Source organism: Mesorhizobium sp. M1322, assembly GCF_040318085.1.
Taxonomy (GTDB): Bacteria; Pseudomonadota; Alphaproteobacteria; order Rhizobiales; family Rhizobiaceae; genus Mesorhizobium.
Genome location: NZ_JAMYLP010000035.1, coordinates 16,260 through 30,221 on the forward strand (window position 1 = coordinate 16,260; position 13,962 = coordinate 30,221).

At 61.5% G+C, this 13,962-nt stretch carries 15 protein-coding genes; 2 read left to right on the top strand and 13 right to left on the bottom strand.

Translation table 11 applies throughout. From position 1 onward, the window contains the following. Positions 1-46: 46 nt before the first annotated feature. Positions 47-1,945 (bottom strand): methanol/ethanol family PQQ-dependent dehydrogenase, encoded by a 1,899-nt coding sequence (locus NKH12_RS15180; protein WP_352953873.1) that lies wholly within the window; start codon positions 1,943-1,945, stop codon positions 47-49. A gap of 674 nt (positions 1,946-2,619) precedes the next feature. Here NKH12_RS15180 and NKH12_RS15185 point away from each other — a divergent pair. Next, the gene (locus NKH12_RS15185; protein ID WP_352953874.1) at positions 2,620-2,973 is read left to right on the top strand and encodes a hypothetical protein; all 354 of its coding nucleotides are present in this window, start codon (positions 2,620-2,622) and stop codon (positions 2,971-2,973) included. A gap of 163 nt (positions 2,974-3,136) precedes the next feature. Here the strand turns inward: NKH12_RS15185 and NKH12_RS15190 are convergent, their stop codons facing one another. The 6 genes from NKH12_RS15190 to NKH12_RS15215 all read right to left on the bottom strand — a co-directional run bounded on the left by NKH12_RS15190 (position 3,137) and on the right by NKH12_RS15215 (position 7,884). Beyond that, positions 3,137-4,000 carry a quinoprotein dehydrogenase-associated SoxYZ-like carrier gene (locus NKH12_RS15190; protein WP_352953875.1) on the bottom strand — a complete coding sequence of 288 codons (864 nt, stop codon included), beginning with the start codon at positions 3,998-4,000 and terminating at the stop codon, positions 3,137-3,139. 120 nt (positions 4,001-4,120) lie between these two features. Beyond that, complete coding sequence (locus tag NKH12_RS15195) at positions 4,121-5,080, bottom strand: quinoprotein relay system zinc metallohydrolase 2 (RefSeq protein ID WP_352953876.1); 960 nt, start codon at positions 5,078-5,080, stop codon at positions 4,121-4,123. A gap of 48 nt (positions 5,081-5,128) precedes the next feature. Beyond that, positions 5,129-5,869, bottom strand: a complete 741-nt coding sequence (locus NKH12_RS15200) for an ABC transporter ATP-binding protein (protein ID WP_352953906.1) — start codon at positions 5,867-5,869, stop codon at positions 5,129-5,131. Beyond that, positions 5,838-6,659, bottom strand: coding sequence for an ABC transporter permease (locus tag NKH12_RS15205; RefSeq protein WP_352953877.1), 822 nt, complete (start codon positions 6,657-6,659; stop codon positions 5,838-5,840). Before NKH12_RS15205 ends, NKH12_RS15200 begins: the two co-directional genes overlap by 32 nt. After that, positions 6,656-7,639, bottom strand: coding sequence for an ABC transporter substrate-binding protein (locus NKH12_RS15210; RefSeq protein ID WP_502910798.1), 984 nt, complete (start codon positions 7,637-7,639; stop codon positions 6,656-6,658). Before NKH12_RS15210 ends, NKH12_RS15205 begins: the two co-directional genes overlap by 4 nt. 35 nt (positions 7,640-7,674) lie before the next feature. Next, entirely contained in the window at positions 7,675-7,884 is a 210-nt protein-coding gene (locus NKH12_RS15215) for a hypothetical protein (protein ID WP_352953878.1), read from the bottom strand. A 618-nt stretch (positions 7,885-8,502) separates the two neighbouring features. Here NKH12_RS15215 and NKH12_RS15220 point away from each other — a divergent pair. After that, a complete protein-coding gene (locus NKH12_RS15220) occupies positions 8,503-8,883 on the top strand; it encodes a c-type cytochrome (RefSeq protein WP_352953879.1) in 381 nt (126 codons plus the stop codon). 148 nt (positions 8,884-9,031) lie between these two features. Here the strand turns inward: NKH12_RS15220 and gph are convergent, their stop codons facing one another. From gph to NKH12_RS15250, 6 genes are all read right to left on the bottom strand, one after another. Then, positions 9,032-9,733, bottom strand: a complete 702-nt coding sequence (gene gph, locus NKH12_RS15225) for a phosphoglycolate phosphatase (protein WP_352953880.1) — start codon at positions 9,731-9,733, stop codon at positions 9,032-9,034. Further along, positions 9,730-10,287, bottom strand: coding sequence for a thioredoxin family protein (locus NKH12_RS15230; protein ID WP_352953881.1), 558 nt, complete (start codon positions 10,285-10,287; stop codon positions 9,730-9,732). The genes gph and NKH12_RS15230 overlap by 4 nt, the downstream gene beginning before the upstream one ends. Positions 10,288-10,309: 22 nt before the next feature. Next, positions 10,310-10,996: a ribulose-phosphate 3-epimerase gene (gene rpe / locus NKH12_RS15235; protein ID WP_352953882.1), complete on the bottom strand. Its 687-nt coding sequence runs from the start codon at positions 10,994-10,996 to the stop codon at positions 10,310-10,312. Between the two features lie 62 nt (positions 10,997-11,058). Continuing rightward, positions 11,059-11,997 (bottom strand): CbbX protein, encoded by a 939-nt coding sequence (cbbX, locus tag NKH12_RS15240; protein ID WP_352953883.1) that lies wholly within the window; start codon positions 11,995-11,997, stop codon positions 11,059-11,061. 8 nt (positions 11,998-12,005) lie between these two features. Next, positions 12,006-12,440 (bottom strand): ribulose bisphosphate carboxylase small subunit, encoded by a 435-nt coding sequence (locus NKH12_RS15245; RefSeq protein ID WP_352953884.1) that lies wholly within the window; start codon positions 12,438-12,440, stop codon positions 12,006-12,008. An 18-nt stretch (positions 12,441-12,458) separates the two neighbouring features. After that, complete coding sequence (locus tag NKH12_RS15250) at positions 12,459-13,952, bottom strand: ribulose-bisphosphate carboxylase large subunit (protein ID WP_502910799.1); 1,494 nt, start codon at positions 13,950-13,952, stop codon at positions 12,459-12,461. Between the last annotated feature and the right edge of the window lie 10 nt (positions 13,953-13,962).

Consider the following 13,962-nt stretch of genomic DNA (forward strand, 5'->3'; position numbering starts at 1 on the left):
CCTTGGTCTTCTCATAAGCCCGAGGCGTGCCTAAGGTTCCCGCGTATCAGTCCGGGAGACCGAAGACGGTGAGCTGGCCGCCCAGCGTCGTGTAGTCGGCAAGTGCTGCGTAGCCACCGACCGCGCCCAGACCAGCAGTCCCAACGACCGCAGTCTCGTCGCCTTGCGCACGGCCCTGATCGACGGCGCCATGCCAGGCAGCGGCGTTTTCGGGCGCAAGCAGTCCGCCCGCCAGACCGATACCCGCCCATCCGCCGACGCCGGACAGAACGGCGATGTACTGCTTGCCGCCATGCTCGTAGGCCGTGATGTTGCCGATGATGCCGGACGGGGTCTTGAACTTGTAAAGTTCGTTGCCGTCATGATCGACCGCCTTGATGTAGCCCTCGAGCGTGCCATAGAAGACGACGTCGCCCTCGGTTGCCAGAGCGCCCGACCACACCGAGAACTTCTCGGGCTTCGACCAGACGATCTCGCCCTTGGCAGCATCCCACGCAATGAAGTTGCCCATGTGATCCTCACCAGGGGGAGGATACATCGACACGGTGGCGCCCACGTAAGGCTGGCCGGCAGTGTAGCTCACCTTATAAGGCTCATAGTCCATGCAGACATGGTTTGTCGGCACGTAGAACAGGCCGGTCTTCGGCGAATAGGCCGCCGGTTGCTGGTCCTTGGTTCCAAGCGCCGCCGGGCAGATGCCCGTCGTGTTGGTGTCTTCGCCGTTCTGCTGGGTCGAATATTTGGCCACGACCTGCGGGCGGCCATACTGGTCGCTGCTGGGGTCCATGTTGACTTCCGTCGCCCAGTTTACTGCCGGATCGTATTTCTTGGCGACGAGAAGTTCGCCATTGGCGCGATCCATGGTGTAGGCAAAGCCATTGCGGTCGAAATGCACCAGCACGTCGCGCTTGGTGCCGTTGACCTCCATGCCGTCGACGAGAATCATCTCGTTGATGCCGTCAAAGTCCCACTCGTCATGCGGGGTCATCTGGTAGAGCCATTTGGCAACACCAGTATCCGCATCGCGAGCCATGATCGTCATCGACCAGCGATTGTCGCCTGGGCGCTGGACCGGGTTCCATGTCGAGGGATTGCCGGTACCATAGTAAACCAGGTTCAGCTTGGGATCATAGGAATACCATCCCCATGTCGTGCCGCCGCCTGTCTTCCACTGTTCGCCTTCCCAGGTGTTCGTGCCGGAATCCTTTCCGACAGGTTTCCCGAGATGGGTGGTCTTTTCGGGATCGATCAGGGTGTCTGCGTCCGGACCTTCCGAATAGGCCTTCCAGGCGAGCTTGCCGTCTGCCAGATTGTAGGCGGCCAGCCAGCCGCGAACGCCGAATTCAGCGCCGGAGACGCCGACGAGCACCTTGTCCTTGACGACCACGGGCGCTGACGTACCGGATTCGCCCTTTCCGCCGTCGGTCTGCTCGCCGTTCTTGACCGACCAGACGACCTTGCCGGTCTTGGCATCGAGTGCCACGACGGTGGTGTCGGCCTGGTTTAGAATGATCTTGCCGTCACCATAGGCGACGCCACGATTGACCGTGTCGCAGCACATGATTCCAATGACATTGGGGTCTTGCTTGGGCTCGTATTTCCAGAGGATCTTTCCGTCATTGTTGAGATCGAGAGCATAGACGGTGTTCGGGAACGGCGCGTGGACATACATCACGTCGCCGATGATCAGCGGCCCGCCTTCATGGCCGCGCAGCACGCCAGTGGAGAAGCTCCACTTGACCTGCAGGTTCTTCACATTGTCCTTGGTGATCTGGTTAAGTTTGGAAAAGCGGGTGTTGGCGTAGTCACCCGTCTGCATCACCCAGTCCTTGGGGTTTTCGGCCATTTTCATCAGTTCTTCATTGGCCGAGGTCATGTGGACCGCGCCGAACGACATGAGCGCCGCGGTCGTCAGTAGGTAGGCAGTTTTCGCAAGTACACGCATCAAAGTCCTCCCAGGGTTCACAATGAACGAATCGTCCGTTGAGCCCACGAGGGCTTGCCCAAGCGATTCATATGGGGGAAGTATTTCCGGCAGCGTGTCACGACCTAAGCCGAATGAGCAGAGGGCACCGTTACTGCCCATCCCACTTGGCCTACGAAAGACTGTCGCCGCTCCCTAATGACGGTGACGCCCTTGAAGCCGGAAACAGGATGAAGCTATGTCATCCCCAGGCCGAAGGCAAGAAAAATCACTTCCGTCTATGTTGCACTGCAATATAGAGAAATAGATATGAAAAAACCCAGACAGAAAGCTATTGGTCGACTGTGAATGAAGCGGGATTTATATAAGTCGCCGAATTTTGCGTATTTTTTGCGCAAAATGTATTGATTTCTATTTGGGAATATTCCTTAGAGCGTATGACTTTAAGTATGCGCGCGTCGCTCCGGGTGCCGATAGTGGAGGAGACATGAAATGAAGGTCAGCACCGGGATTCGGAGCGGATATTCGTGCTGTCGGGGAGGCCTTTTGCCGGCCGGTACGGCCCTGCTCCTTTGGTACTATATGGCCTGCATGAGAACTTGACTGGCGTGGTGGCACGAGGCCAACTGGTGCGGTGATCTGTCTCGATCCATCGGGCTCGATCTGTCAGGTCCGAGCCAATCGGAGGGTTCCCCATGATCAAATATGTCGGCTTTTCGACCTTGCCGCTGTTGCTTGCATCGGCCCTGGCCTTCGCCAATCCGGCCGGCGCCGCCGGCGATTATCCGACGGCGACGATTGTCGACTATGTGCTCGGCTGCATGCAGACGAATGGCCAGACACGTCAGGCGCTGGAGAACTGTTCCTGCTCGATCGACGTCATCGCCTCGATCCTTCCGTTCGAGGATTATGAAAGGGCCGAGACCTTCAAGAGCATGTCCCTGACGACAGGGGAGCGTTCGGGACTGTTTCGCGAAAGCGCGCCAGCAAAAGCCGCAGGCACGGAACTGAAGCGCGCGCAGGCGGAAGCCGACGTGCGCTGCTTTTAATGCATGTCGCGCAAAAGTGTGCAGCGGTTTTGCGATAACGACATGCGTAAAACAACAACCTAAAGCGCGTCGCATGAGGCCGGTCAAACGCGACGCGCTTTAGAGCGTGCCCTGGTAAGAGCCCCGACGGCGGGAGACAACCGCCGTATGCGGTTTCGAGGCTTCAGAGTCCCGTAACCTCCAATGGCCATTGATTGCGAAATATCTTGCCATCCGTATCGATCGCTTCGACCTGGATATCGCCAGTGCCGTGCGCGGTGAAATCGAACCGGAAATTGGGGTCTTCCGAAATCGATATTCCACCTTCCATCGAGAGGATCGGCCGGTCTGCCTGCGAGATCGACAGTTTCTGAACGAAATGCGCGGGGATGAAATACTGGGTCAGTGGATTCCGCTGCAGGCCCGAATTGTTCGGGTGCCGGATCATCAACTGCAATTCCTGCGCCTTTGTCATCGTCTCTTGCGGCGGGAACTGGCGCAGCTTCATCTGCCCCATCGTCGCTATCGCCTCGTCCTGGTTCTTGACCGCCGGGGCGGAGCATCCGCCTGACGCCTTGACGAAGGTCTGAGCCATGTGGAGTTCGCCGCCCTGCGTCTCTGCGATGGCACGCAAATAGGAATAGTCGTTGACGCGCACGCGCGTCGACAGATGCGTCACGCCGGCGTCCTTGCCGATCTGGAATGTCGCCGCCACCGGTGCCGGATTGACGTCGATGATCAAGGTGACGGATTTGATGCCGTCGGGCGCCTTAGCCGGGTCGATATAGATGTCGACGGGCACGATGGCGGCATCCTGCGCCCGCTTCGGCGCCTCGACCCGGACGACGCCGGTATCGACCAGAATTGCCCGATCGCCGAACACGTCGCCTTTCAAATCCTGCCAGATTCTGTCTGAGGATGCGGTTGTCTGCTGCGCGTGGGCGGCTCCGGAGGAGCCAAAGAGCGTGCCGACGGCCAGGATGATCGCGGCGAAGATGGCTGCGAGCGGCAAGGCGAGCTGCCGGCTCCGGTAAGCGTGGTCTTGCATTTCGATGCCTCCACCAATGTCAGAGAGGGGTGGTGCCTAGGCCGATGTCGAAGGATAAGCCCTCGACGATGTGTTGGCAAATCGATCCGCCTGATCACGTCCAGCGCTTGTCGGTGTGATCTATTCCCATTCGAGTTCGGCAAAGGCAGCCGTTGCATTGCGCTCGTTGTAGTCGTCGAACAGATGCCAATTGCTTCGTTCGCTTCGGCCGGCGGTCCTGACGGCCTCGCTGAGCGGCACCCCGTCGGCGATCGCCTTGCGAATATCGCGCGCCAGAACCTCGAAATAGCGCCGCTCCGCTGGCAGCGCCTGCGGCCAGTCGGCCGGCACCGGGCCATGACCCGGCACGACGCGCGCAGCGCCGATCGCAGCGAGTGTATCCATCTGGCGGAGCCAGCCGAGCAGCGATCCGTCGAGCGTCGGCAAAGAACCTATGAACACGAGATCGCCGGCAAAAAGCGTGCTGGTCGTGGTGTCGAAGACGGTCAGATCGTTGTCGGTGTGCGCCGCCTTCCACGCCTGCAATTCGAGCGTGCGCCCGCCGAGGTCGAGTTGGATGCGATCGTCAACCAGTATTGTCGGCGGGACGATCTCGACCCCCTTCATGAGCGCATCGCCGACCTGTTCGCGATAGTTGTGCAGGTAGAACGCACCGCGCGCCGCGTGGGCGCGCGGGAGATTGGGATGGCCGACAAAAGTGGCGCCGATGTCCCGGAACGCCGCGGTGCCGAAGAAGTGGGCGGGGTGCATGTGGGTGTTGATCAGATAGCGAACCGGCTTGGCGCTCATTTTGCCGATCGCGGCGATGAGGGCGTTCGCCTCGATCAGGCTGCCGCCGCTGTCGATGACGGCAACGGCGTCGGTGCCGACGACGACGCCCAGGTTCGAGATTGCGCCCTGGTTGGCCGCGCTCATAAATTCATCGACGCCCCGGAAAGCGAAGACGCCGTCGGCGATTTTCCTGAGCTTGAATTCAAGCCCGCCGGCAGCGGCGAGAGCGGCCCGCCCGAGGCAACAGGGCAGCATCGCGGCGCTGACCGCGGTGCAGGCGAAGCCGTTCACAAGGTTGCGTCTTGTCATATCGATCGGCACGGCTTCCCCCGTTATGCATTCCGAATTGCAAGGCGATCAGGCCGCGCCCGGAAATTTTTGGTAGAACGACCGCAGAAGATCGCTCATCACCTGTGGATTGCGATATTGCCGCGGCAGCCTTACGTCGAACATGCCGAGCACATGGGCTGGCCGCGGCGCGAGCACGATGATTCGGTCGGACAGCATCAGCGCCTCGCGCAGATTGTGGGTTACCATCAGGGCGGTCGTAGGCCGCGCCGACCACACGGTCAAAAGCAAGTGCCGAAGCCGCTCGGCGGTTCGTTCGTCGAGCGAGGCAAAGGGCTCGTCCAGGAAAAGCACCGCCGGTTCGGTGGCGAACGCCCTGGCAAGTGCTGCCCTGCGCGCAAGGCCGAGCGAAAGTTCCGCCGGATAGAGCGAACGCATGCCGGCGATGCCGAGTGTGTCGAACAGCCCGTCGAGGTTCTTCGTTCTCAGGCTTTTCGGCAGCGCCAGCCTGACATTCTGCTCCACCGTCCGCCACGGCAGCAAGGTCGGCTCCTGGAATACGGCGGCGATCCGGTTGGAGCCGCCTTTAGGCAGTTGGAAGGAGCCGGAAAAGTCTTTGTCCAATCCAAGCAGGATGCGCAGCGTCGTGGTCTTGCCGCAGCCGGATGGCCCCAGCAAGCAGGCGAATTCGCCTTGCCGGACCTCGAAGGAAAGGTCCTGGAGCGCCGTGATCGAGACGCCTTGCGCGGACCTGAAGGTCTTTTCGGCGATGTCGACCCTAAGCGGGACGACGGCGCCAACGGGTTGCATGTCGTTCAACGGGCTGCACCAGAAGGAGTTCGATGACAAGCATCACCGCCACGAAAGCCAGCGTGTAGGCAAGAATGGCGGCGACGTCGAAGAGCTGGAAATAGAGATAGATCTGGAAGCCGACACCATTGGAGCGGCCGAGCAGTTCGACCACCAGGACGATCTTCCAGATGAGGGCGATGCCGGATCGTGAGGCGGCGGCAAGATAGGGCTGCAGTTGCGGCAGCAGGACGTGGCGGACGCGATCGAGAAGACCGAAGCGGTAGACGGCGGCCATTTCGGCGTAACTCGGATCAAGCGCCCTGGCGCCTTCGCGCATCGTCACTACGACATTCGGGATCTTGTTGACGGCAACCGCGCCAATCGCCGCGGCTTCGTTGAGGCCGAACCAGATGTAGGCGAGCACGATGACGACCAGCGCGGGAATGTTGAGAAACAGGATCAGCCAGGGACTGAAGAACCGGTCTGCGCTGCGGTGGCTGCCGAGGAGAACGCCGATGACCGAGCCAACGACCATCGCGACGATATATGCCGCGGCAACCCGGCCGAGTGTCGCGCCGAGATGATAGAAAAGGTCGCCGTTGGCCGCCTCTGCGAGCAGCACCTGCCAGACCTGTCTCGGCCCTGGAAAGGCACGGCTCGGCCAAGCATTGGCCGCAAGACCCCACAGCAGGCAAAGCCCGAGCAGAGAGACCGCGACCGTCAGCACCGGTGTCAGCGCCGTTGCAAGGCTGGACTGGCTGCCGGCCGCAGCGCCAGGCGGGCGATCGCCGGTGTCAGGTGCGCTCATTTCGGCAGCTCCTGCCAGAACGTGCCGGGCGCCATCTCGGGCGCGCGGCCGACCAGCCTTTCGCCGCCGATCTCGGCCAGCACGCGGTAGAGCTTGCCCGCGTCGGCCGCATCCTCGGCGACGGGGCGTCTGGGAATGCCCTCGCGATAGCGGTCGCGCAGTTTGGCCAATTCCTTGCCTTGCGCGCGGATAATCGGCGCAAGGCGCAGCCACTCATCGTCGGATATGGCCAGTAAGTCCTTGGACAGCGCGGAAGCCTTGATGAAGCCCCTGATAGCGGCCGGATTTTCGTTCGCCCATTTGTCATGAAAGACATAGCCGAGCGCCGACACGGCGCCCGAGGCCCCGAGCGCTTTCGCCGCATCACCGGCGCCGATCAGCCGACGAAAGCCGTTGGCCTCGAGGCGGGCGCAAAAATGCCAGAAATTGAGCACCGCATCGAGTTCGCCTTGCATCGCCTTTTCCGAAATCAGCGGCGGCGCGCCAAAGACGATGTCGCTGGTTGCCGGCAGGTCGAGGCCGTGATCGCGTCTGGCCAGCGCCTGGATCAGCAGCCAGCTTTTATCGAGAGGCCCGCCGGCGACGCCGATCTTTTTTCCCTTGAGATCGGTGATCGTGCGGATCGGCGCCCCCTCCTTCACCATGATCGCCCCGACGGCGGTCGAATAGGGGACCAGTGTGAGATCGACGCCTTCCGAGCGCTGGCGCGAGACCCACAGCCAGTCGGAGACGATCATGTCGATCGCGCCGGCCAGCATGGCGACGTTGGTTGCATCCTCGCCGGCGAAATCGATGACCTCCAGATCGATGCCGTTGGCTGCGTCGAACTTGTGGTGCTTCATGGTGTCAAGCGCCCAACTTACGGTGCCGAACTTCAGCGCGCCGATGCGAACCTTGCTCGTGGCGAAGGAGGGTTTTGAGACAAGCGCTGCGGCCGTTCCAAGAGCTGCCAGACGGAGCGTTCCTCGACGCGAAATCATGATGATGTCTCCTCCCGGGGAGGCCGGGGCGCCGATCAGATGGCACGGTCCTTGTTCGGGAAAGCGCATTTCCAGCGCTTGACCTTGAGGGTCGGGTGTTCCTGCGACCATTTCGCGATTTCGCTGGGCGCCAAGACCATACATTGGACGAGAGAGCCGCGGCTCTCGAAATAGAGATGTTCGTCTCGGCAGCTGCCAGGATTGGCAATCAGGCAAACCGTCAATATGAGGTCGACCATATCCATTCAGCACCTCTTGCGCGCTTAAAGACGCCCGCTTTGACGAGATCCGGCCCGATCTGCGAGCCTGGACAAAATCGCCAACTGCCGGAGTCCCGAGGTGCCCATGGAAAACCGGAATGGTTTAAGGCTACGCGTTCGCCCGATGGCCGTCAACAAAGTCGAATGGATAGGGGCGGGAGGGATGGCGCCGAAACCTGAAAACAAAAACCCGCCTCGGCAGCGGGTCGTTGGCGCAAATCAGCACCGTGAATAAATTCCTAGCATAACTGCCATCACAAAGCAATGAAAATATGAGGGCAATCGCTTCAGGTTGCACTCCCCCTTGCCCAGTCTTCCAGCGTTGGCGCTTGGCGAAAGCCGAAGCGGCATCCAATCTCCCCCGCAAGGGGGGAGATCGGCAGCTTCGCCGACTGCGCCACGATCGGCAATTGGTCTGAAGCGATTGCCTTGAACTCGGGTAGCGGTTGACATCCCTCATCTGCCGGGTAGCTTCCAAGATGCAGGCGCCGCAACTCCACAAGGGAGAAGCTTTCGCTCTGCCATAAACGACGCATGCCGATGATCACACAAAGGCGTGCGCAAAATCGTCCAGGGCACCTTGACGATCAATGAGGAAATGCCATGCGTGCAATCGCGTTTTTCGCCGTCGTGTCCGTTGCGACGTTCATCACAAACCAATCGCAGGCACAGGATGCCGCCGCGGGTGAGAAGGTCTTCGCCAAATGCAAGGCCTGCCACGTCGTCGACGAGGACAAGAACAAGATCGGTCCGTCGTTGAGCGGCGTCATCGGCCGGACGGCCGGCACGCATCCGGGGTTCAAATACTCCAAGCCCATGACCGAGGCGGGTAAATCCGGCGTCAAATGGGACGAACCCACGCTGACGACCTATCTTCGCGATCCCAAGGCCATGATCAAAGGCACAAAGATGGCGTTTCCCGGTCTCAAGAAGGACGAGGATCTTGCCAACGTCATCGCCTATCTGAAGCAATTCTCCAAATAACCCGGTTTTTCCGTTAGGAAATAGCCCGGCTTTTCCGCAGGAAATAACCCGGTTCTTCCGCAGTAGCCCGGTTCTTCCGCAGGAAGTAACGCGACTTCGCCGGCCGTTCGAAACTGCGTTCGGCCGGCGCCCCCCCTGGCGCCGCTGGTCAAGCGGCGTCTTGCAGCCTCTGCATGGCGGACGGCAGGTCGAGCAGACCGTCGCAAACGAGGTCGGCGCCAAGCTCTTCAACGGCAATCTGGGTGTAGCCGCCACGCAGCAGAATGACGGGCATGCCGGCGGCGCGCGCGGCGGCCACGTCGGCGCTGCTGTCTCCGACCATCAGCGTGTCACGAGGCTCGACCTGAAGCTGGTCGAGCGCCAGCAGCAGAGCGTCGGGCGCCGGTTTCAAGGATGTCACCGCATCTCCGCCGACGATCGCGCCGAGATAGTCCGTCAGCCCAAAATGCAGCAGGATTTCGCGGGCCGCCAACTGCGGCTTGTTGGTCACCACGCCCATGGCTATTCCACTCAAGTGGAAGTGCGTGAGAACCTCCCTGACGCCAGGCATCAGCCTTGTCAGGCCAGTCAGATGTCTGCGGTAGATCGGCGCCATGGCGCGGTTGGCCTCATCGAGCGCGCTGCCGAGAAGCGGCGTGCCGGAAGCCGCGAAGGCTCGCTCGATCAGTTTCCTGACGCCGCCGCCGATCATGGCCTTGACCTGATCCAGGCGCAGCGGCGGCAGATCGCGGCCGGCCAGCAACTCGTTGACGGCGGCCGTTATATCAGGCGCCGAATCGACCAGCGTGCCGTCGAGATCGAATAGGATTGCCTTCGGCGATCGAAACGGCCTGCCCATGGCGACGTTCATGCGGCGTCCTTCCACTTGATCGAGCAGCCGATCGAAGCGATCTGGTCGAGCGGTCCGTCGCCGGTTCGGGCAATTTGCTTCATCGCCTCGAACAGGTCGCGTCTCAGCCCGGGCGGTCCGGCGTCGCGTCGCGCCGCGTCCAGCCGGCCGCGATATTGCAGCGTCAACTCGCTGTTGAGCCCGAAGAAATCCGGAGTGCAAACGGCTCCATAGGCACGCGCCACGGTCTGGCGTTCGTCGTGGAGGTAGGGGAAAGTGAAGCCGTTCGTCCTGGCGAAGAGCTTCATGTTGTCGAAGGAATCATCCGGATAGGCGTCGGCATCGTTGGCGTTGATCGCGACAAAGCCGATACCTTGCGCCTTGAGGTCGTTGGCGTCGCGGACGATGCGTGAAATCACCGCCTTCACATAAGGGCAGTGGTTGCAGATGAAAGCCACCACCAGCCCGTTCGGGCCGGCGTGGCTGAAGATCGAATGCGATTTGCCATCAACGCCGGGCAAAACGGCATCGACGGCTTGCCAGCCGAAATCGCAGACAGGTGGGATTGCCGCCATATTTGCCCTCCGATGAGACGGTTTACGCGGCTTTCCGGATCGCCCCGTCGGCCGCCTGCCTGATGGTGCCGATATTGGCGCGATAGGCGGCCTCGGTGCCACCCCTAAAGATGGCCGAGCCGGCGACCAGCACATTGGCGCCGGCCGCGGTGACCAGCGGAGCGGTTTCGGGCGTGACGCCGCCGTCGATCTCGATGTCGATCGGGCGGTTGCCGATCAATGCCTTGACCCGCCTGACCTTATCGACGACCGCCGAGATGAAAGCCTGGCCGCCGAAGCCCGGATTGACGGTCATCAGAAGCACCAGATCGAGCCGGTCGAGCACATATTCGATGACGCTTTCCGGCGTCGACGGGTTCAGCGACACGCCGGCCTTCTTGCCGAGGTTCCTGATCGCCTGCAGCGAACGGTCTAGGTGCGGCCCGGCCTCGGCATGCACCGTGATGATGTCGCAGCCGGCATCGGCGAAGGCGGCGAGATAGGCGTCGGCCGGCGCGATCATCAGATGGCAGTCGAAGATCTTATCCGTTCGATCACGGATCGCCTTGATCACCGGCGGACCGAAGGTGATGTTGGGCACGAAATGGCCGTCCATCACGTCGAGATGGATCCAGTCGGCACCCGCCCGGACGACCGTTTCGACCTCGTCGCCAAGCCGCGAGAAGTCCGCAGAAAGCACCGAGGGCGCGATGATTGTCTTAGTACCCATGGTCGTCGGCTCCCATTCTATCTTCCGTTTTCGGTCGCTGCAAACCAACCGGCGTCGTCTTGTCAGCGCGCCTTCGTCTCCGGTTCGCCTTCGAGCTTACCTTCCGCGAACACGCGGCTGCCGCGAATATCGGATTCCTCAATGGTGATAAGGTCGGTCTTCGTCAACGCCCGGTCGCGCGACGCGAAAAGCCGGTTGGCCTGGCGAAGCCGCGCCCGGTCGAGCCCATTGCGGACCGAGCGGGCGTTGGAGAAATGCGGCAGCCGCATGCGGATCGGGAGATACTCTTCGAGCGCCTTGGCCGCCGCTTCGCTGAGACGGTAATTCTGTTCCGCCAGCATGATCTCGGCGATCGATTTGAGCTCGCCGACGCCGTAGTCGGGAAAATCGAGGTGGTGGGCGATGCGCGAGCGCATGCCGGGATTGCTGTCGAAGAAGCGGTCCATCTTGTTCTTGTAGCCGGCAAGAATCACAACCAGATCGTCACGGTTGTTTTCCATGCATTGCAGCAGGATTTCGATCGATTCCTGGCCGTAGTCGCGTTCGTTCTCGGGCTTGTAGAGATAGTAGGCCTCGTCGATGAAAAGCACACCGCCCATGGCGCGCTTGATCACCTCGCGGGTCTTGGGCGCGGTGTGGCCGACATACTGACCGACGAGATCGTCTCGCGTCACCGCAACCATGTGGCCTTCGCGGACATAGCCGAGACGATGCAGGATTTCGGCCATCCTCAGCGCCACGGTGGTCTTTCCGGTGCCGGGATTTCCCGTAAAGTTCATGTGCAGCGTCGGCGCGCCCGAGGTCAGCCCGAACCTGCGGCGAAGCCGGTCGACCAGGAGCAGCGCCGCGATCTCGCGGATGCGGGTCTTGATCGGCTTCAGGCCAACGAGTTCGCGGTCGAGCTTGTCCATCACCTCGTCGATGTTGGACGCCTCGAACTCGGCCTGCAGATCGACCGATTCGTCCTGCGCGGCAGCGCCCTTTGCTATCGAGTCCAGCATGGCTTCGGCTAGCTCCGCTCGCCTTCGGGCCTGTCGGTCGCATAAGGCACGATCGAATAGCCTTGGCTGCGGCCGTCGCGCTCCTGGCGCAGCAGCCGGAACCCGGGTTCGCTGGGCGGCCGGTTGACGATGAACGACATGCGCGGCGCTTCCCAGCCCTTGGTCGAATCGAAGGCGGTGACCCGGACATACATGTTGGGCATGGCTTTGCGGCAATTGTTGACTTCAAGCAGGATGCCCGCCGGGTCCTTCAGGTCGAACATCGGGTTGCCGTACATTTCCCAATAGGTGTTTCGCGGATGCGGATCGTCCGTGTACTCGACGCTGACCGCCCAGTGGTTTTTCAGCGCGTATTTGATCTGCGCCGAAATCTGCTCATCGGTCAGGTCGGGCAGGAACGAAAACTGTCCCTGCGTGACCTTGTTTCCCGGATTGGTCATCATGGCGACGGTTCCTTTCGTCTAGAAGCTGGGCGTTGCGGTTGGCACGAAGTCGGCCGTGTCGGTCGATTCGTAGTTGAAGGTGACGTCCTTCCAGGTCTCCAGGGCCGCCTTCAGCGGCGTGCACCATCTGGCCGCCTGTTCGAGGATTTTGGTCCCTTCGCGCAGATAGTCGCGGCCCTCGTTGCGGGCTAGGATCATCGCTTCCAACGCGACGCGATTGGCCGTGGCGCCGGCCTGGATGCCGTCCGGATGGCCGATCGTGCCGCCGCCGAACTGCAGGATGACGTCCTCGCCGAGATAATGGATCAGCTGGTGCATCTGGCCGGCATGGATGCCGCCCGAGGCGACGGGCATCACCTTGTTGAGCGAGGCCCAGTCCTGATCGAAGAACAGCCCGGTTTCGAGGTTCTGCGGCGTGCGCTCCTCGCGCAGCGTGTCATAAAACCCCTTGATCATCAGCGGGTCGCCTTCCAGCTTGCCGACCACCGTGCCGGCATGGATGTGATCGACGCCGGCCATCCGCATCCATTTGCAGATGACGCGAAAATTCATGCCGTGGTTCTTCTGGCGCGAATAGGTCGAGTTGCCGGCGCGGTGCAGGTGCAGGATCATGTCGTTGCGGCGTGCCCACTTGGCCATCGACTGGATCGCCGTGTAGCCAATGACCAGGTCGATCATGACGATGCAGGAGCCAAGCTGTTTTGCGAATTCGGCGCGCTCGTACATTTCCTCCATCGTGCCGGCGGTGACGTTGAGATAATGGCCCTTGACTTCGCCGGTGGCGGCCGACGCCTTGTTCACCGCCTCCATGCAGTAGAGGAAGCGGTCGCGCCAGTGCATGAAGGGCTGCGAGTTGATGTTCTCGTCGTCCTTGACGAAGTCGAGGCCACCCTTCAGCGCCTCGTAGACGACGCGGCCGTAGTTGCGGCCTGACAGGCCAAGCTTCGGCTTCGTCGTCGCGCCGAGCAGCGGCCGGCCGAACTTGTCGAGCCGCTCGCGCTCCACCACGATGCCGGTCGCCGGGCCCTGGAAGGTTTTGAGGTAAGCCACCGGGATGCGCATGTCCTCGAGCCGCAAGGCCTTGACAGCCTTGAAGCCGAACACGTTGCCGATGATCGATGCCGTCAGGTTGGCGATTGAGCCCGGCTCGAACAGGTCGAGGTCGTAGGCGATGTAAGCGAAGTACTGTTGCTCGGTCTTGGTGCCGGGACCGGTGTTCGGCACCGGCTCGGATCTGAACGCCTTGGCGCGGTAGAGCTCGCACGCGGTCAGCCTGTCGGTCCACACCACGGTCCATGTCGCGGTCGAGGATTCACCGGCGACGGCGGCAGCCGCCTCCTCGTGGTCGACGCCGGGCTGAGGCGTGATCCGAAACATGGCGATCAGGTCGGTTTCCTTGGGCCGGTAGTCCGGCTCCCAGTACCCCATCTTCTTGTAGGGGATGACGCCCGACTTGTAGCGTTCCTTGCCTTCCTTGAGCGTGCCCGCTGACGGCATGTCGATCTTGTTCATGACAGGTCTC